The sequence below is a fragment of the Sphingopyxis sp. genome, assembly GCF_050725655.1.
Classification (GTDB): domain Bacteria; phylum Pseudomonadota; class Alphaproteobacteria; order Sphingomonadales; family Sphingomonadaceae; genus Sphingopyxis.
Window position 1 is genome coordinate 53,133 of sequence record NZ_JBOHHT010000033.1, and the last position, 18,253, is coordinate 71,385.

An 18,253-nucleotide genomic window follows, 5' to 3' on the forward strand; every position below is an offset into this window, starting at 1 on the left:
GCCGCACCGCCGCCCTGTAGGGCGCGAAAGATGGCGGGGTCGGTTTCCAAAGGACGACGGTTGATCAAATTCCTTTTCGTGCTGCTGCTGCTCGTGCTGCTGTTCGGCGGCGGCGCCAAGATGATCGTTGCTGGCGGCGCCAAGTCGCTCAATATGGCCGACCGGCTGCTGGGGCAGGGCGACGGGGTGTGGTTGCTGCTCGGCGATCAGCCCTATGGCCGCGGTCCCCGCCAGTCGCTCGACATCTGGTTGCCCGATAATGCCAAAGCCGACGACCAGTTGCCGGTGATCGTCTTTTTCTATGGCGGCGGCTGGGATAGCGGTGAGCGGGGCAGCTACGGATTTGTCGGACGCGCGCTGGCGCGGCAGGGCTTCGTCGTCGTGATCCCCGATTATCGCCTCGTGCCCAAGGCGTATTGGCCCGACTTTATCGAGGACAGCGCGGCGGCGGTCGCATGGACGCACGAACATATCGCCAAGCTCGGCGGCGACCCCGACCGGATCGCGCTGATGGGCCATTCGGCGGGCGCCTATAATGCCGCGATGCTCGCGCTTGATCCCCAATGGCTGCGCGCGGTGAAGAGCGATCCGTCGATCATCCGCGGCGTCGCGGGCCTCGCGGGCCCTTATGACTTCCTCCCGCTCGAAAAGGGCGGCCGCGGCGACAAGGCGATGGGCAAGGTCAAGCCGATCGAGAAAACCCAGCCGATCCATTTCGCGCGCGGCGACGCGCCGCCCTTGTGGCTCGCGACCGGCGACGAGGACGACACGGTGCGCCCGCGCAACAGCCAGAACCTCGCCGCCGCGATCGAGAAGGCGGGCGGCCCGGTGACGCTCCGCATCTATCCGGGCATGGGGCATACCGGCATCGTGATGGCGCTCGCCGCGCCGTTCCAGGGCAGGGGGCCGGTGCTCGACGAAGCGACCGATTTCCTGCGCGGCGTCACGGCGCGGCGTATTACGCCCACAGCCGAGGCCGCGAAGTGAGCGCCCCGATCCCGGCGATCGTCCTCGCGGGCAGTCGGCCCGGCCCCGATCCGCTGCTGACCGGCAGCGGGGTTTCGACCAAGGCGTTGCTACCGATCGCGGGACAAGCGATGCTCGTCCATGTCGTGAAGGCGCTGCGCGCTTCGCCCGAAGTCGGCGCGATCACGATCCTGGCGCAGGACAGCGCCGAACTCGCGGTCGAGCCGGGGTTGGCTGGGCTCGCCGACCTGCATTTCGCGGATTCGGGGCAGGGGATCAGCAGCTCGCTCGCCGCCGCCTTGCCACCGGGCGACGATCCTTTGCTCGTCACCACTGCCGACAATGTTCTGCTGACCGCCACGATGATCGCCGAATTCCTGGCCGGGGCCGAGGAAAGCGACGTCGCGGTCGCGATGGTCGAGCGCGACGTGCTGCTCGCGCGCTATCCGCAGTCGAAGCGCACCTGGCTGAAATTCCGCGGCGGCTGGTGGTCGGGGGCGAACATGTTCCGCCTGCGCGGGCGCCGCGTGCTGCCTTTGCTCGATTTCTGGGGCCGCATCGAACGCGACCGCAAGAAGGGGCTCAAAATCATTGCGGCTTTCGGCCCATGGCTGCTCATTGGCGCGCTGCTTCGCCTCTTCACGATCCAGCAGGGCGTCGCGCGCGCCGGGCTGCGTTTTGGGTTGAAGGCGAAGGTCGTCCCGATGTCGGAGCCCGAGGCGTGCATCGATGCCGACAAGCCCGCCGACATCGAACTGATCGAAGCGATATTTGCCGCGCGGCGGGAAGCGGCTATAGGGCAACCCCTATGACAATCGACAAAGCCATCATCCTGTCGGCCGGGCAGGGCTCGCGCCTCCTGCCGCTGACCCGCGACATTCCCAAATGCCTGATCGAGTTCAACGGCCGCAGCCTCATCAGCTGGCAGGTCGCTGCGCTCGTCGCGAACGGGATCAAGGACATCGTCGTCGTCACGGGCTTTCGCACCGAACGCGTCGAGGATCATGCGCTCCAGCTCTACCGCGACACCGGCGCGCGCATTCGGACGTTGTTCAATCCCTTCTTCCAGGTCGCCGACAATCTCGGCACCTGCTGGATCGCGCGCGAGGAGATGGACCGCGATTTCATCATCCTCAACGGCGACACCATCATTTCGGACGAGATCGTCGCGAAGCTGATCGCGGGTGCGAACGAACCGATCAATGTCACCGTCGACGTCAAGGCCGACTATGACGACGACGATATGAAGGTGAACCGCGACGCCGAGGGGCGCCTGCATCACATCGGCAAGCGGCTGCTGCCCCCCGACACCAATGCGGAGTCGATCGGCATGCTGGCGTTCGTCGGCGACGGCCCATCGATCTTCCGCAACCAGGTCGACCAGATGATGCGCACTCCCGACGGGGTCGAGCGCTGGTATCTGCGCGCGATCGACATCATCGCCAAGGGCAACCGCGTCGGCACCGTGTCGATCGAAGGGCTCGAATGGCAGGAAGTCGACTTCCCGCAGGATGTCGAAGCCGCCGATACGCTTACCGCGAAATGGGCCGAAGAAGGCCGCTACGCGAAATAGGGTTTGAGCCAGTCGGTGAGCGCCGCGACCTGAGCTTCGTCGAGCTTTACCGCTTGCCCGAGGTCGGGCTGCGCCGGCCAGCCTGCGTCGGGGACCGTCAAGCCTGCGCCCGAACGTTCGCCGTCATAGCGCGGCAGCACATGGAAATGGACGTGCGGGTCGACCATCATCAGCATCAGATAGTTGATCTTCGTATAGCCGACCGCCTGCGTCAGCGCGGCCTCGATCGCGGCGGTTGCAGTCTTGAGTTCGGCATGGGCTTCGGCGGGCAGGTCGCCGAACGCGGGCGCGTCGGATTTCGCTGCCAGCACCAGAGCGCCGAGCGTCGGCTGGGCGGGACGGAGCAGCAGGACCCAATGGTCATATTCGGCGATCAGCGTCGCCGGATAGCCGAATTTTTCGATGGTCTCGTTCATGCTTCTTCCATCCAGCTTACGATCGGGCGGCCTGCGCGCTTCACCGCATAGGCTTGCACCAGCCGCACCGCATGGACGATCAGCGAGATCACGGTCCACCATGCCAATGCAATCAGGCCGATGTCGGGGCGCCCCGCGAGCGTTGCGAAAAAGAGGATGGCGAAGTTTGGATTGCGGCGCGCGGTGACCAGCCGGAAATCGCTGTCGAATTTCTGCCAGACGTGGATGTCCATGCCGAAATCCTTGATGAACAGTCCCTCGATCACGCGCTGGAGGATATAGCCCGCGACGACCGCAACCATGACCAGGATGAACGCCTGATTGGATAGTGCGAGGCCCCAGCTGCCGAGCCCGACGCCCCAGAAATACCACCAGAAGGGCGGGTGGACCAGGTCGACGCCATGGTCGGCGACATTGCCCCATTTGGACGAGGTGATCGTGCAGCGCGCCAGCTTTCCGTCGACGGTGTCGAGCACCATGAAGATGAAGCCCGCAAGCATGCCCGCCCAGTAATGGCCGTAGGCGAAGAGATAGGTCGCATAGATGCACAGCGCCGCGCCGATCGCGGTGACCATATTGGGCGTCATGCCGATGCTCGCGGCGCCGCGCGTCAGCCACAGCGCGAGCTCGGGCCACAGATATTTGGTCAGCGCGTCGGTGACGCCCTTATAGGCGCCGAAATAGCTCTTCCGCTCGATCTCGCGCCGTGTTTCGGGCGTCAGCCGCTGGATGAACGGGCAGTCGAGCTTGCGCAGCTGGCGGTTATAGATTTGCGGATTGTCGCGATAGTCGATGATGGTGAGCGTATCGCGATGCTGCGCGATCTCCTCGGCGCGCATGCCGCCGGTCAGATGCGCCATCACAAGGTCGCTGCCATCCATCACCACCGCACCGGGCAGCGTCAGGATGTGCCGCAGCCATACCGGATCGAAGACATAGTCGAGATTGACGTATAGCTGCGCGCCAGAAGGGGCCGCACTTTCGGGCAAGCCTTCGGCGCGCGCCAGCCGCCGCAACCGTTCGGCATTGGACATGCCCCAGAGCAGAGTCGAGTTTTCGCCGATCGGCGTCAGGACGGGCAGGGATTTCGCTTCGGTCATCCGCCGCTCTTATCCTGCCCGGCGTCCATTGCAAGGAAGCGCAGGATTGCTTCGGCGCCGCGCTGCGCCGCGCCCGCCGGGTTACCGCCGATCGATTCCGCCAGCCTTTCGCACTGGGCGTCGGTATAAAGCGCATGGCGGGCGGCCGCTTGATCGAGCCTAGCGGGTAGGGCCGCGAGGTCGTCCACGACGTCGCCGAGCGTCCAGAATAGATAGTCGGGATCACCCCGCCAATTGACGCCGTGCGCATTGAGGAACAGGCATGGGCGCGGCGTTCCGAGGAATTCATACACCTGGCTGCTGACGTCGCCGAGATAGATGTCGGCGCCGCTGGTATAACTCATGTCGAACAGCCGGTCGGACGCCAGGTCGATCAATATCTTGCCCGGAATCGCCAGCGCCGTCACCGCGTCGCGCTCGGCATCGCTTGCCTCGGCGAAAAGCCGGACGTGCGGCGCGACGACGAGATTATAGCGGTCCTGCGCCGCGAACCGGTCGATGATGTCGCGCCCGAACCGATCCCATGACGACAGGTCCCGCCTGAAATGCGGCGCGTACAATATGGTCGGCCGGCCGTTCGTGAACAGCGGTTCGCGCGTCGCTTGCAGCCGCGGCATCAGGTCGAGCTTTACATAGCCGTTGACGGCATAACGCCCCGGCCGGATCGTCCCGGCATCGAGTAGGCGCTGCTCGCTCTTCTCGCCCGCGACGAGCACGAAATCGAAATGCCGGTCGCGTGGGTCGAGCATGATCGCGCGGTCGCCCGCCCCGTGCGGGGTGAAGATCAACCGCGTTTTGCGCGGCAGGAAATACCGGATCGCGGTGGTCGTCCGCTCGGGTACGACGATCGCGTCGAACTGGCGCAGGAACGGCAGGGCATCGAGCAGGATCGGCAGACGTGGATGGCGAAACAGCCCCTTTTCGCGGAGCCAGCGAGCAAAACCCTTCTGACCAAGCAGCGTGATCTTTGGCGCGAACCCCGGATAGGCAAGCGTCACCTGTTCGACCACGCGCAGATGGTCCGCGCTCGAAACCGCAACTTCGACCGCCTGCCCCGCTGCCGCCATTTCAGCGGCGATGGGCAGCGCGTGGAAGACATGGTGGGGCTCACCGACGAACAGGAACAGGATACGCATCAACGAGTCTCAATCACCGAGGTATTCTCGAAATCGGCGGCTTGCCAGCCATGCCTTGCGGCGAGGCGGACGAATTTGTCGCCGCGCCCGACCAGCCAGGCTTCGCTGGCGAGGGCAAAGGTCGGTGCGTCGCTGACATGGTCCGAATAGGCGCGGATATGGACGGCGCCGTCCTTGGCATTGGCTGCAAGCCATTCGGCAACGCGTCTCGCCTTTTCCTCGCCATAGCAATTTTGCCCGTCGAGTATGGGCAGCCAGTTTCCGGCGGCATCGCGCTGGTGGCGTGAGGCGACGATGGCGTCGAAGCCGAGCGCGGCGGCAATTGCACCGGCATAGAATTCGGGCGCGGCGGACGCCATCAGCAGGCGATACCCCTCGGCGCGGTCGCGCGCGATGCACGCTGCCGCGCCCGGCGGGACGTCGCGCGGGACGCGCCACGCGGCGAAATCGGCGGCGAGCGCCTCGGCGCGTTTAGGGGCGATGCGGGCGCCGAGCATCAGGCGGATAGCGGCGGGCTTGAACCGGTCGCGGCCATAGAGGCGCAGCGCATAGCCGATCATCAGCGCGGCGAGCGCCGGAAGCAGCAGCAGGCGCCACGGTGCCTCGCGCCACGCCGCCCACAGCAGGAACAGCGTGAAGGTCGGCGTGCGCAGCACGGTGCGATCGAGATCGTAAATCGCGACGCGGACGGGAGCCATTTCGCTCATCCCTCGGTCGGTCCGATCAGGCGCAGTTTACGCGCCGTCTTGCCGAGCGAGGCGCGGTCGGCGAGCGGCAGGGCAAAGCGCAGCGCGAGCCAGATCGCGCCCACGGCGATCAGCCCGAGCAGCGGCAGCGATATGGGGTCGGGCAACAGATCGGCGAACACCGCCGCCGTGCCGGCTACCAGGGTGATCACAACGCCGCGCAGCGCGACCGCGGGAAATTGCGCATCGAAGGGGTGCAGCTTTTCGGTCACCGCGAGCTGGAGCGTCGGGATCGCCGCCATCACGACAAGGCCGATCGCTGTCGCCAGCGTCACCCCGGTCAGCGGATCGAGATGGCCGACGATCAGCCAGCCCGCGCCAATCGCGACGGCAACGCCGAAGATGCTGGCGGTGAGTTGCTGGCGGAAAGCTGCGACGACCTGCAGCACGGGTGATGAAATGCCGAGCACGGCTTCGGCGGCGCGCGCGAACAGCAGGATGACGAGCGCGGCCTGGGCGGCCTGCGCCTGATGCCCGAACAGCCCGAGCAGCGACGCGCTGCCCGCGGCGAGCACCGCGGCGAGCGGCAGCGCGATCGCCGAGATCAGCCGCGTCGCATAGGCATAGATGTCGGCGACCTGCCGCCGGTCCTCGCGTTCGGCGCTCGCGGCGAGCGGGGCCATGACGTAGGTGAAGGCGATGCGCACCAGCTGGACGACGCTCGACAGCTTGCGCGCAATCGTGAACAGGCCCGCCGCCGCGGCGCCCGCCGCGCCAGGAAGCATCATGTTGAGGATCAGTGCGGGCGCATCGCCGAACAGCCGCGTGATGATGTTCGACGGCAGGATCGAAAGCCCCGCCCAGAAGGTGTTGCGCGTCGTGTCGGTGACCCAGGGGCCATGCCACAGGTCGGCGAAACTATAGTGGCGCGCGAGCAGTCGCACGCTGAGCGCCGCGGTGATCGCGAGCGAGCAGAGATGGGCAAGGAACAGCCCCTTGAGCCCGAGCCCGCCGGCGAAGAACAGCCCCGCGAACACCAGCCGCAACATCTGTTCCCAGACGATCCGCAACCGGATTTCGGCGCCGAACACCATGCGCGCGCGCAGCGCCGAGGTCGCGATCTCGACAAAGGCCCACAGCGGCAGTGCCCAGACGAAGATGCGGATCGCCGGGGTGACGAGTTCGCGGTCGCGATCCGCGACATTGAGCAGCGGCCCGAGATCGGCGGCAAAAAATGCAACGATCGCCGCGACGACGATGCATGGGCCGACGCCAAAGATCATCGCGGTACGCAGCGCGGCCGCCGCCTCGGCATTGCCCGCCGATTGCGGGACGGTGCGCTGCATCGCGCTCGTCATGCCTAGGTCGAAGATATTTTCGAGCAGGTTCACCGCCGCCCACAGCACGGCATAAAGGCCATAGCCCGCGAGGCCGAACATCAGGACGTAAAGCGGCTGCGCGACGATCTCGACCACCGCGCCCAGCCGCGCCAGCACGGTCGTACCGAGCCCGCGTGCGACGCTGCGGTTGGTAACGGTGGGTTGGGCGACGTCTTCGCTCATCGTTGCCGCACCTAGCGACTCGTCCGCCGCGCCGCCAGCGGCTTTCGCGCGGTCGACCCGCTTCACCCTCTTGTCGACTCTGCCTTTCGGGTCTAGGCAGCGCGCAATTGCATAGGGAACCCCGCGATATGGCCCAATTTGTCCTGCCCAAGAACAGCCGCCCGCAAAAGACGGGCAAGGTCCACAAGGCCGAAGGCGCCGCGGCGGTGAAAAAGTTCAAAGTCTATCGCTACGACCCCGATAGCGGCCAGAATCCGCGGTTCGACACGTTCGAGATCGATACCGAAAAATGCGGCCCGATGGTGCTCGATGCGCTGATCAAGATGAAGAGCGAGCAGGATTCGTCGCTGACCTTCCGTCGTTCGTGCCGCGAAGGCATTTGCGGCAGTTGTTCGATGAATATGAACGGCAAGAATGGCCTCGCCTGCACGACCGCGATCGAAGATCTGAAGGGCGACGTCACGATCACCCCGTTGCCGGCGATGGACGTGATCAAGGATCTCGTCCCCGACTTCACCCATTTCTATGCGCAATATGCGTCGATCGAGCCCTGGCTGAAGACCAAGACGACGACGCCGAGCGGCAAGGAGCGGCTGCAGTCGCCCGCCGAGCGCGAAAAGCTCGATGGGCTATACGAGTGCATCCTGTGCGCCTGCTGCTCGACGAGCTGCCCGAGCTATTGGTGGAACAGCGACAAGTTCCTCGGCCCCGCGATCCTGCTTCAGGCTTATCGCTGGCTCGCCGACAGCCGCGACGAAATGACCGGTGAACGGCTCGACGAGCTCGAAGACCCCTTCCGCCTCTATCGCTGCCACACGATCATGAACTGCGCCAATGCGTGCCCCAAGGGCCTCAGCCCCGCGCGCGCGATCGCCGAGATCAAGAAGCTCGAGGCCGAGAGGCAAGTGTGAACGACGGGATCGAGGAACCGAAGCGCCGGGATCATTTCAGCGCGGAGACGCTGGAGGATGGTTGGGTCAGCTGGAACCTCAAGGACCCCAGCCGCTTCAACGCTTTCATCGAACCGCTGACGGTCCGCGTCGAATCGCCAACTCCTGACGGTCGGCCCCGTGCGCGGGTGCGCATGATACCCGAGTGCAAGCACAGCAATCTTGGCGACAATGTCCATGGCGCGGTGACGCTGGCGCTCGTCGACATCGCGCTGTTCGCGGCGTCGCACCAGTTTGGATCGCTCAATGTCGGCCATTCGGTGACGCTCGACCTGTCGACGCAGTTCGTGGGTGCGGGGCGCGTGGGCGAGCCATTGGACGCTGTCGTCGAGTTGGTGCGCGAGACCGGCCGCCTGATCTTCCTGCGCGGGCTCGTCGTGCAGGGCGAGGGCGACAGCCATATCGTGCTGAGCTTTGCCGGAACGATCCGCAAGGCGAGCGCCAAGTGACCACCGTCCTTGCGGCCTATGACGTGCTCGTCGCGGCGGGCGAGCTTCGCCCCGATCCCGAGCAGCGCGCCGCCGCCGAACGGCTGAACCAGCTGCAGGCCGAACTCGAAGCCGTGCCGAAGCGCGGCAGCCTGCTCTGGCGCCTCGCTGGCCGCAAGCCCGAGGCGCTGCGCGGCGTCTATCTGTGGGGCGCGGTCGGGCGCGGCAAGTCGATGCTGATGGATCTGTTCTATGACCAGCTCGCCATCCAACGGAAGCGCCGCGTCCATTTTCACGCCTTCATGCTCGATGTCCACGCGCGGATGCGCGAGGTCAGGAAGAACGAGACAGGCGACCCCATCCCGCTCGTCGCCGATGCTATCGCCGAAAATACGCGCTGCCTCGCGTTCGACGAGATGGTCGTGAACAACAGCGCCGATGCGATGATCCTCTCGCGCCTGTTCACCGCGCTGATCGACCGCGGGGTAACGATGGTCGCAACCTCGAACCGCCCGCCGAAGGATCTCTACAAGGACGGGCTCAACCGCGAGCATTTCCTGCCCTTCATCGCGCTCGTCGGGGAACGGCTCGACGTGATGGGGCTCAACGGCCCGACCGACTATCGCCGCGACCGGCTCGGCGACGGCGCGCGCTGGTTCGTTCCTGCCGACGATGCGGCGAGCGCGGCGCTGTCGGCGGCCTTCTTCCGCCTGACCGACTATCCGCCCGAGGATCGCGCGCACGTCCCCACGCTAGAACTCGACGTCGGCGGCGGGCGGACGCTCCATGTGCCCAAGGCGTTGAAGGGTGTCGCGGTCTTTTCGTTCAAACGCTTGTGCGGCGAGGCGCGGGGCGCATCGGACTATCTGGCTGTCGCGCGGCATTTCCACACCGTCATCGTCGTCGGCATCCCGCGCATGGGACCCGAGAACCGCAACGAGGCGGCGCGTTTCGTCACGCTGATCGACGCGCTCTACGAATATAAGGTCAAGCTGCTGGCGAGCGCGGCGGCGATGCCCGACCAGCTCTATATCGCGGGCGACGGGGCGTTCGAATTCGAGCGGACGGCGAGCCGCCTCGCCGAAATGCAGTCGGACGATTATCTCGATCTAGGCCATGGCCAGGACGACGCCGCTGGCAATCTTTCCCCAGCGTGACGAATTGACCGTCACCGTAATCAGGTCGCGGACATAGCGCACCTCGTGCGCCAGATGGCCGTACGCCTGCTCGATCGTGCGGCGCAGCGTGCGCAGCGGTTTGGGCGCCGCGACCCCGATCCGCGCCGGGCGCTCGGGGGGGCCGGGTAAAGTCGCAAATCCGCCGCTGGTTACGCGCGTGTCGTCTGCGACCGCGCGGCATAGCGCCTCCATCCGTGAGATTGCGAGGCCGTTGGGGACCTCGCGATCGCGGCTCAGAAGTTCGAAGCTGTGGCTGAAGGCGGAAAACTGGATCGCGCCGCTCGCGGCACTATGGTCCAGCGCGTCGCGCATTTCCTCTTCGGACATCGCGCAAAGCTGCGCCGGGCGGAAACGGCTCGCGCGGTCCATCAGCCCGCTAACCGGCACTTCGCAGACGCCATGGTGGATGCGCATGCCGAGGTTGCCGGGGTCGAGCGAGATGTCGCAGCCATGGCCCTGATACGCGCCGTTGAAACTGCTGTCGAAGCGGAAGCCGAGGGCGGCGAGCGCGCGTAGCGTATCGTCGTTGGCGCCGAAATTGCCGGCGCGAAAGGCGGTCGGTTTCGGTGCGCCTGCTCCCACGAGAATGTCGCGGGCCAGCGCGATCAGCTTCTTCTGCGCCGCGAGCGGGAAATCGCCGATGTTGCGTCCGGTCAGCCGCCCGGCCGGGTTGAAGCGTGCGAAGGCGAGCCATTCGGTGTGGATATGGACTTGCACCTCGTGCCCGCGCTCGACGACCGGCCGGACGATCGCGTCGATCACCTCGGGGCCATAGACCAGCGCGGGCATCGGATCGATGAAGAAGACGCCGGTCAGGCCGTGGCGTTCGAGCATGTCCATCTGGAAATGGATGCCGAAATCGCCATCGCGGCAGCGGCCGAGGATCGAGCTTTCGAAATTGGCGCGCGCATCGGCACCGCGCTGGTAGAGGCCGGCCGACAATTCGGTGTCGAAGCTGATGATTGCCCGGGTCACGCCTCGCGCCTAGCAGTGCTGCGATAAGGGAGCGTTAACCGGCGCCTGCGGGATAACCCGTCTGTCACGCCACGCTTTCGTCGGGCTAACATAGCCGCAGGGGTGGGACAAGCTGCCCAAAGATCCGGCTTCGCGTCGGGACAGGATGATGTCAGCATCGCCGGAACATCATATCCTTGTCGCACTTTGCCCTTATTCTCATGTGAATGCGCAGACTTGCAATGCGCCTTATAGTTATTGCGAACTATTAGCAAAGAAAGCCTGTTTTTCGTCCTTTTCGCGGTTGTTTCGTTAAGGGAATCGGCGTAGGGGCGTCGCCAGTCTTGGGACCGGAGCGGAGCTTTAGCCCGTGCTCCCGCCGGTCTGTGAACCAATTGCCGGGCTTGCCACGAAGGAGTGCCGCGCACCATGGGACGCAAGAAGATCGCATTGATCGGAGCCGGGAATATCGGCGGAACGCTGGCGCTGCTCGCCGCGCAAAAGGAACTCGGCGACGTCGTCCTGTTCGACGTGGTCGAAGGCGTGCCGCAGGGCAAGGCGCTCGACCTGTCGCAGGTCGGCCCGGTCGCCGGCTTTGACGCGAAGATCACCGGCACGAACGATTATGCCGACATCGCCGGCGCCGACGTCATCATCGTCACCGCCGGTGTCGCCCGCAAGCCGGGCATGAGCCGCGACGATCTGCTCGGCATCAACCTGAAGGTCATGAAGGCGGTTGGCGAGGGCATCAAGGCCAATGCGCCGGACGCGTTCGTCATCTGCATCACCAACCCCCTCGACGCGATGGTCTGGGCGCTCCGCGAATTCTCGGGCCTGCCGCACAACAAGGTCGTCGGCATGGCCGGCGTGCTCGACTCGGCGCGCTTCAGCCACTTCATCGCCGATGAATTCGCCGTGTCGGTCAAGGATGTGAACACCTTTGTGCTCGGCGGCCATGGCGACACGATGGTCCCCGTGACGCGCTATTCGACGGTCAACGGCATCCCCGTTCCCGACCTCATCAAGATGGGCCTGTCGAGCCAGGACAAGATCGACGCGATCGTCAAGCGCACCCGCGGCGGCGGCGGCGAAATCGTCGCGCTGCTCGGCACCGGTTCGGCTTTCTATGCGCCCGCAGCGTCGGGCATCGCGATGGCCGAAGCCTATCTGGGCGACCAGAAGCGCATCCTGCCCTGCGCCGCCTATGTCGATGGTCAGTACGGCCTCGACGGCCTGTATGTTGGCGTCCCGGTGATGATCGGCGCCGGCGGAGTCGAGAAAATCGTCGAGATCGAACTCGATGCCGACGATAAGGCCGGGCTGCAGGTGTCGGTCGATGCGGTCAAGGAACTGCTCGACGCTTGTAAGGCGCTGGATCCCAGCCTCGCTTAAAGCCTTGTACCCCTGCGAAGGCAGGGGCCCATCACCTGCGCTCTCGCAATAGGGCGGTGGGTGACCGAGAAATTTGGAGATGGGCCCCTGCCTTCGCAGGGGCACGAGCAACGGAATTTGATCATATGAGTATCCTCATCGACAAGAATACCAAGGTCATCACGCAAGGGATGACCGGTGCTACCGGCACCTTCCACACCGAACAGGCGCTCGCCTATGGCACGCAGATGGTCGGCGGCGTGACGCCGGGCAAGGGCGGCACGACGCATATCGGCCTGCCGAACTTCAACACCGTCGAGGAAGCCAAGGCCGCGACCGGCGCGACCGCGAGCTGCATTTACGTGCCGCCGCCGTTCGCCGCCGACTCGATCCTCGAGGCGATCGATGCCGAGATGGAGCTGATCGTCTGCATCACCGAAGGCATTCCGGTGCTCGACATGGTCAAGGTGAAGCGCGCGCTGTCGGGTTCGAAGTCGCGGCTGATTGGTCCGAACTGCCCCGGCGTGCTGACGCCAGGTGAGTGCAAGATCGGCATCATGCCCGGCAGCATCTTTTCCAAGGGCAGCGTCGGCGTCGTCTCGCGCTCGGGTACGCTCACCTATGAAGCGGTGTTCCAGACGACGAACGCCGGTCTCGGTCAGACGACCGCGGTCGGCATCGGCGGCGACCCCGTCAACGGCACCAACTTCATCGATATGCTCGAACTGTTCCTGGGCGACGATGCGACCAAGTCGATCATCATGATCGGTGAAATCGGCGGCGACGCCGAAGAACAAGCCGCGCAGTTTCTGATCGACGAAGCGAAGCGCGGCCGCAAAAAGCCGATGGTTGGCTTCATCGCCGGGCTGACCGCTCCGCCGGGACGCCGCATGGGCCACGCCGGCGCGATCGTGTCGGGCGGCAAGGGCGACGCCGGCAGCAAGATCGCGGCGATGGAAGCCGCAGGAATCACGGTTTCGGCGAGCCCGTCGGAACTGGGCACGACGCTTGCCGAAGTCCTGAAGGAACGCGTCTGATAATTGCGCCGCTCTCCCATGCGTGTGCCCCTGCGAAGGCAGGGGCCCATCACCCGAAACGGTGAATCATGAAGAGCGGCGCGGTCTATATCATGGCGAACCGCAAAAACGGCGCCATCTATACCGGATCGACATCGAAGCTGGTGCAGCGCGTTTATCAGCACCGTGAGATGCTGATCGAAGGATTTACCAAGACCCACGGATGCAAGTTGCTGGCGTGGTTTGAAGTGCATGAAGATTTGCAGGAAGCGCGGCTGCGTGAACTTCAGATCAAGCGTTGGAAACGAAGTTGGAAGGTGCGGATGATCGAGGAAGCAAATCCCGATTGGCGGGATTTGTGGTTCGAGATTCAGGGCTGATGAAAATCGGCTCCATCGGCACCATGTTTAGCCCCCAGGAGATGGGCCCCTGCCTTCGCAGGGGCACAGCGAGTGTGAGATTATGAACCTCGAACGACAAAGCTTCGACATCGACGAGCCGCAGGCCGGCCCGAGCTGGGCGCCGAAGAACTGGCCCCAGATCGACAGCGACGACCTGACCGCCGCGCTCGACCCGCAGCAGATGCAGGTCGCGGTGAAGGCGGCCGCCGCCAAGGCGGGTGCGCCCCTGTCAAACGCCGAAGTCGAACGCGCTGCCGACGATTCGATTCGCGCGATGATGCTGATCCGCACCTATCGTGTGCGCGGTCATCTGGCCGCAAACCTCGATCCGCTCGGCCTCAGCCAGCGCGAGCTGCCCGCGGATTTGACGCCCGAATATCACGGTTTCATCGGCGCCGATCTCGACCGCCCGGTCTGGCTCGGCGGCACGCTGGGCCTCGAGCGCGCGACGGTGCGTGAGATCGTGGCGATCCTGCGCGCCAATTATTGCGGCAATGTCGGCCTCGAGTATATGCACATCGCCGACTTGAAGGAGCGCCAGTTCCTGCAGGAACGGATGGAAGGCGCCGACAAGATCATCGAATTTTCGGTCGAGGGCAAACGCGCCATCCTGAGCAAGGTGATCCAAGCCGAGGAGTGGGAGAAATTCCTCGCGCGCAAATATGTCGGGACCAAGCGTTTCGGCCTCGACGGCGGCGAGAGCATGATTCCCGCGATGGAAGCCATCATCAAATATGGCGCCCAGTACGGCGTGCGCGAGATCGTCTATGGCATGGCGCATCGTGGGCGTCTCAACATGCTCGCGAACGTGCTCGCCAAGCCGTACAAGGTGATCTTCCACGAATTTTCGGGCGGCAGCGCGAACCCCGACGATGTCGGCGGTTCGGGCGACGTCAAATATCACCTCGGCACCTCGACCGACCGCGAATTCGGCGGCGCGTCGGTGCATATGTCGCTGGTGCCGAACCCCTCGCACCTCGAGGCCGCCGATCCGGTCGTACTCGGCAAGGTGCGCGCGCAGCAGGTGGTGCGTGACGACCTCGAAAAGCATGAGCAGGTACTGCCCGTACTGATCCACGGCGACGCGGCGTTCGCGGGGCAGGGGATTGTTTGGGAATGCCTCGGCTTCTCGGGCATCCGCGGGTACAACACCGGCGGCTGCATCCACTTCATCGTCAACAACCAGATCGGCTTCACGACCAGCCCGCAGTTCGCGCGCTCGTCGCCCTATCCGTCGGACGTCGCAAAGGGGGTGATGGCGCCGATCCTGCACGTCAACGGCGACGATCCCGAGGCGGTGACCTTCGCGTGCAAGCTCGCGATCGATTTCCGCCAGCAGTTCAAGCGCGACGTCGTGATCGATATGTGGTGCTATCGCCGCTTCGGCCACAACGAGGGTGACGAGCCGTCGTTCACGCAGCCGCTGATGTACGCTGTCATTCGCCAGCATCCGCCGGTGTCGCAGCTTTGCGCCGCGAAGCTGGAGGCCGAAGGCGTGATCGACGCGGGCTGGGCCGATGCCCGGCGCGCGGAATTCACCACGCGGCTCGAAGAGGATTTCGAGGCGGCGAAGAGCTACAAGCCCAACAAGGCCGACTGGTTCGCGGGCCGCTGGTCGGGGCTGCACGCCCCCGCCGATCCCGAAAACGCGCGCCGCAACATCGCGACCGGCGTTTCGGACAAATTGTTCGATTCGATCGGGCGCACGCTGACGACGATCCCCGCCGACGTCGAAGTCCACAAGACGCTCCGCCGCGTGATCGACGCGCGCGGCGCGATGTTCGCCGACAAGAGCGATAGCGAAGTGTTCGACTGGGCAACCGCCGAGAGCCTCGCTTTCGGGACGCTGCTCAGCGAAGGCTATCAGGTCCGCCTGTCGGGTCAGGATTCGGGGCGCGGCACGTTCAGCCAGCGCCATGCCGTCTGGGTCGATCAAAAGACCGAGGATAAATACATCCCGCTGACGACCGTGCCGCACGGCCGGTTCGAGGTGCTCGACAGCCCGCTCAGCGAATATGGCGTGCTCGGGTTCGAATATGGCTATGCGATGGCCGATCCGAAGAGCCTCGTGCTCTGGGAAGCGCAGTTCGGCGATTTCGCCAACGGCGCGCAGATCATGATCGACCAGTTCATCGCGTCGGGCGAAGCCAAGTGGCTCCGCGCCAACGGCCTGGTGCTGCTGCTGCCGCACGGCTATGAAGGGCAGGGGCCCGAGCATAGCTCGGCGCGTCTCGAACGCTTCCTGCAACTGTGCGCGGGCGACAATATCCAGGTGTGCAATATTTCGACCCCGTCGAACTATTTCCACGTCCTGCGCCGCCAGATGCTGCGGCCGTTCCGCAAGCCGCTGATCATCATGACGCCCAAGTCGCTACTCCGCCACAAGCTCGCGGTGTCGCAGCGTTCGGACTTCATCGGCGACGCGCATTTCCGCCGCCTGATGTCCGACCGGACGCCGCCCGCCGACAAGGACGTCAAGCGCGTCGTCCTGTGTTCGGGCAAGGTCGGCTACGACCTGATGGAAGCGCGCGATGCCGCGGGCCTCACCGACACGACGGTCGTCCGCCTCGAGCAGATTTACCCCTTCCCGGGAGAGCCGCTCAGCGTTCGTCTGAAGCGCATGCCGAACCTCGAAGAGGTCGTCTGGGCGCAGGAAGAGCCGCGCAACAATGGCGCGTGGTTCTTCGTCAACGAACTGATCGAGGACGCGCTGACCGATGCCGGCAAGAAGGGCATGCGGCCGCGTTACGCGGGCCGCGCCGCCGCGGCGTCGCCCGCGACCGGCCTGATGAGCCGTCACCAGACCGAACAGTCGGCGCTCGTCGCCGACGCGCTTGGCCTGTCGGTTCGCGCCGAAATCCGCCGTACCAAGAACAAAGCCTGAGCCCGACGCTTAGGCCCTAAGGAACTGCACCTATGAGCACCGAAGTCAAAGTCCCCACGCTGGGCGAAAGCGTTACCGAAGCGACGATCGGCGAGTGGCTGAAGAAGCCCGGCGAAGCGGTCGCGCTCGACGAGCCGATCGCCAGCCTTGAGACCGACAAGGTCGCGGTCGAAGTGCCGTCGCCGGTCGCGGGCGTGATGGGCCAGCAGCTCGCCGCGGTCGGCGAGACGGTCAATGTCGGCGCGGCGATTGCGACGATTGAGGCTGGCGGCGCTGCCGCGGCTCCGGCTCCCGCCGCTGCCGCGCCTGCGCCCGCACCGGCCAAGGCCGAAGCCGCCGCACCGGCGCCCGCCGCAACTGCGGCTCCGGCCGACGATGGCATCGACACGGTCACCACCATGTCGCCCGCAGTCCGCCGTCTCGTGCTCGAGCATGGCGTCGACCCGACCCGCATCAAGGGCAGCGGCAAGGACGGCCGCCTGACCAAGGAAGATGTGCTCGCCGCCGCCAACAACGCCCCCGAAGCCGCGCCCGCTCCGGCCGCGGCACCCGCGCCCGTCGCCAGCGGCGTCCCGGGCCGCAACGAAGAGCGCGTCAAGATGACGCGCATGCGTCAGACGATCGCCAAGCGGCTGAAGGCCGCGCAGGACACCGCGGCGATGCTGACGACGTTCAACGACGTCGACATGTCGGCGGTGATGGCGACGCGCGACAAATATCGCGAAAGCTTCGAAAAGAAGCATGGCGTGCGCCTCGGCTTCATGAGCTTCTTCACCAAGGCGGTCGCGCTCGCCGCGCATGACATCCCGGCGGTCAACGCGCGCATCGACGGCGACGAGATCGTCTATCACGACTATCTCGACGTCTCGGTCGCGGTTAGCGCGCCGAACGGCCTCGTCGTTCCCGTCGTGCGCAATGCCGACAGCCTGTCGTTCGCCGACATCGAAAAGGCGATCGCCGACCTCGGCAAGCGCGCCAAGGACGGCACGCTGACGATCGACGACATGACCGGCGGCACCTTCACCATCTCGAACGGCGGGGTGTTCGGCGGCCTGATGTCGACCCCGATCATCAATCCGCCGCAGTCGGCGGTGCTCGGCCTCCACCGCATCGAGGACCGCCCGGTCGTCCGCAACGGCGAAATCGTGATCCGCCCGATGATGTATCTCGCGATGAGCTATGACCACCGCCTGATCGACGGACGCGAGGCGGTGACCTTCCTCAAGACGATCAAGGAAGCGATCGAGGATCCGACGCGTCTGCTGATCGATCTTTGATCCGATGAACGCCCTCTCTGCCCGTCCGCTTCTGGCCTTCGCCGTCGCCGCTGCCCTTGCGGGTTGCAGCGAGGGCGAAAGCCGCATGCAGAAAGGGTTCGAGGACGGGCTCAAGACCAGCTTCGTCGAAAGCTTCGGCGAATCGTGCCGCACGGCGGCCGAAGGTAGCGGGGCGCCGGCAGACCTGGCCGTCAAGGTGTGCAAATGTACGGCCGACGAATTGATCAAGAAATATAGCGCATCGGACCTGATCGGCCTGTCGCCCGAAATGGCGGCACCGGTTATGAAACAATGCGCCGCGAAATCCGGGCTGCCCGTTTGAGCGGATTCGCTCGTTGACGGGGCCAGGCAGAAA

The 18,253-nt window shown here is 65.2% G+C and carries 18 protein-coding genes; 12 read left to right on the plus strand and 6 right to left on the minus strand.

Annotated elements, in window-relative coordinates:
• Positions 1-60: 60 nt before the first annotated feature.
• From ACREBX_RS04410 to ACREBX_RS04420, 3 genes are read left to right on the plus strand one after another with little or no spacing between them, the layout of a single operon-like run.
• Positions 61-987, plus strand: coding sequence for an alpha/beta hydrolase (locus tag ACREBX_RS04410; RefSeq protein ID WP_431560538.1), 927 nt, complete (start codon positions 61-63; stop codon positions 985-987).
• Positions 984-1,778 (plus strand): nucleotidyltransferase family protein, encoded by a 795-nt coding sequence (locus ACREBX_RS04415; protein ID WP_431560539.1) that lies wholly within the window; start codon positions 984-986, stop codon positions 1,776-1,778. The genes ACREBX_RS04410 and ACREBX_RS04415 overlap by 4 nt, the downstream gene beginning before the upstream one ends.
• The gene (locus ACREBX_RS04420; RefSeq protein ID WP_431560540.1) at positions 1,775-2,539 is read left to right on the plus strand and encodes a sugar phosphate nucleotidyltransferase; all 765 of its coding nucleotides are present in this window, start codon (positions 1,775-1,777) and stop codon (positions 2,537-2,539) included. Before ACREBX_RS04415 ends, ACREBX_RS04420 begins: the two co-directional genes overlap by 4 nt.
• On the opposite strand, the gene ACREBX_RS04425 is transcribed toward ACREBX_RS04420, so the two are convergent.
• The 5 genes from ACREBX_RS04425 to ACREBX_RS04445 are packed head-to-tail and all read right to left on the minus strand — an operon-like array spanning position 2,527 to position 7,439.
• Positions 2,527-2,955, minus strand: coding sequence for an HIT family protein (locus ACREBX_RS04425; protein WP_431560541.1), 429 nt, complete (start codon positions 2,953-2,955; stop codon positions 2,527-2,529). The genes ACREBX_RS04420 and ACREBX_RS04425 overlap by 13 nt on opposite strands.
• The gene (locus tag ACREBX_RS04430; RefSeq protein ID WP_431560542.1) at positions 2,952-4,055 is read right to left on the minus strand and encodes a CDP-alcohol phosphatidyltransferase family protein; all 1,104 of its coding nucleotides are present in this window, start codon (positions 4,053-4,055) and stop codon (positions 2,952-2,954) included. The genes ACREBX_RS04425 and ACREBX_RS04430 overlap by 4 nt, the downstream gene beginning before the upstream one ends.
• Positions 4,052-5,191, minus strand: coding sequence for a hypothetical protein (locus ACREBX_RS04435; RefSeq protein ID WP_431560543.1), 1,140 nt, complete (start codon positions 5,189-5,191; stop codon positions 4,052-4,054). Before ACREBX_RS04435 ends, ACREBX_RS04430 begins: the two co-directional genes overlap by 4 nt.
• Positions 5,191-5,889 (minus strand): HAD-IB family phosphatase, encoded by a 699-nt coding sequence (locus tag ACREBX_RS04440; protein WP_431560544.1) that lies wholly within the window; start codon positions 5,887-5,889, stop codon positions 5,191-5,193. The genes ACREBX_RS04435 and ACREBX_RS04440 overlap by 1 nt, the downstream gene beginning before the upstream one ends.
• Before the next feature lie 5 nt (positions 5,890-5,894).
• Positions 5,895-7,439, minus strand: coding sequence for a lipopolysaccharide biosynthesis protein (locus ACREBX_RS04445; RefSeq protein WP_431560545.1), 1,545 nt, complete (start codon positions 7,437-7,439; stop codon positions 5,895-5,897).
• A 128-nt stretch (positions 7,440-7,567) separates the two neighbouring features.
• Here ACREBX_RS04445 and ACREBX_RS04450 point away from each other — a divergent pair, with 128 nt between their 5' ends.
• The 3 genes from ACREBX_RS04450 to zapE are packed head-to-tail and all read left to right on the plus strand — an operon-like array spanning position 7,568 to position 9,974.
• Positions 7,568-8,350, plus strand: a complete 783-nt coding sequence (locus ACREBX_RS04450) for a succinate dehydrogenase iron-sulfur subunit (protein WP_431560546.1) — start codon at positions 7,568-7,570, stop codon at positions 8,348-8,350.
• Positions 8,347-8,838 (plus strand): PaaI family thioesterase, encoded by a 492-nt coding sequence (locus ACREBX_RS04455; RefSeq protein ID WP_431560547.1) that lies wholly within the window; start codon positions 8,347-8,349, stop codon positions 8,836-8,838. Before ACREBX_RS04450 ends, ACREBX_RS04455 begins: the two co-directional genes overlap by 4 nt.
• Positions 8,835-9,974 (plus strand): cell division protein ZapE, encoded by a 1,140-nt coding sequence (gene zapE, locus ACREBX_RS04460; protein ID WP_431560548.1) that lies wholly within the window; start codon positions 8,835-8,837, stop codon positions 9,972-9,974. Before ACREBX_RS04455 ends, zapE begins: the two co-directional genes overlap by 4 nt.
• Here the strand turns inward: zapE and ACREBX_RS04465 are convergent.
• Positions 9,927-10,970: a polysaccharide deacetylase family protein gene (locus ACREBX_RS04465; protein WP_431560549.1), complete on the minus strand. Its 1,044-nt coding sequence runs from the start codon at positions 10,968-10,970 to the stop codon at positions 9,927-9,929. The genes zapE and ACREBX_RS04465 overlap by 48 nt on opposite strands.
• Positions 10,971-11,378: 408 nt before the next feature.
• Between ACREBX_RS04465 and mdh the strand changes: the two genes are divergently transcribed.
• The 6 genes from mdh (at position 11,379) to ACREBX_RS04495 (ending at position 18,220) form a co-directional block, all read left to right on the plus strand.
• Positions 11,379-12,341 (plus strand): malate dehydrogenase, encoded by a 963-nt coding sequence (gene mdh, locus ACREBX_RS04470; RefSeq protein ID WP_431560550.1) that lies wholly within the window; start codon positions 11,379-11,381, stop codon positions 12,339-12,341.
• A gap of 125 nt (positions 12,342-12,466) precedes the next feature.
• A complete protein-coding gene (gene sucD / locus ACREBX_RS04475) occupies positions 12,467-13,357 on the plus strand; it encodes a succinate--CoA ligase subunit alpha (RefSeq protein ID WP_431560551.1) in 891 nt (296 codons plus the stop codon).
• Between the two features lie 68 nt (positions 13,358-13,425).
• Positions 13,426-13,716, plus strand: coding sequence for a GIY-YIG nuclease family protein (locus ACREBX_RS04480; protein WP_431560552.1), 291 nt, complete (start codon positions 13,426-13,428; stop codon positions 13,714-13,716).
• 82 nt (positions 13,717-13,798) lie between these two features.
• Positions 13,799-16,621: a 2-oxoglutarate dehydrogenase E1 component gene (locus ACREBX_RS04485; protein WP_431560553.1), complete on the plus strand. Its 2,823-nt coding sequence runs from the start codon at positions 13,799-13,801 to the stop codon at positions 16,619-16,621.
• Positions 16,622-16,653: 32 nt separating this feature from the next.
• Positions 16,654-17,898, plus strand: coding sequence for a 2-oxoglutarate dehydrogenase complex dihydrolipoyllysine-residue succinyltransferase (gene odhB, locus ACREBX_RS04490; protein ID WP_431560554.1), 1,245 nt, complete (start codon positions 16,654-16,656; stop codon positions 17,896-17,898).
• 4 nt (positions 17,899-17,902) lie between these two features.
• Positions 17,903-18,220, plus strand: a complete 318-nt coding sequence (locus ACREBX_RS04495) for a hypothetical protein (protein WP_431560555.1) — start codon at positions 17,903-17,905, stop codon at positions 18,218-18,220.
• Positions 18,221-18,253 lie beyond the last annotated feature (33 nt).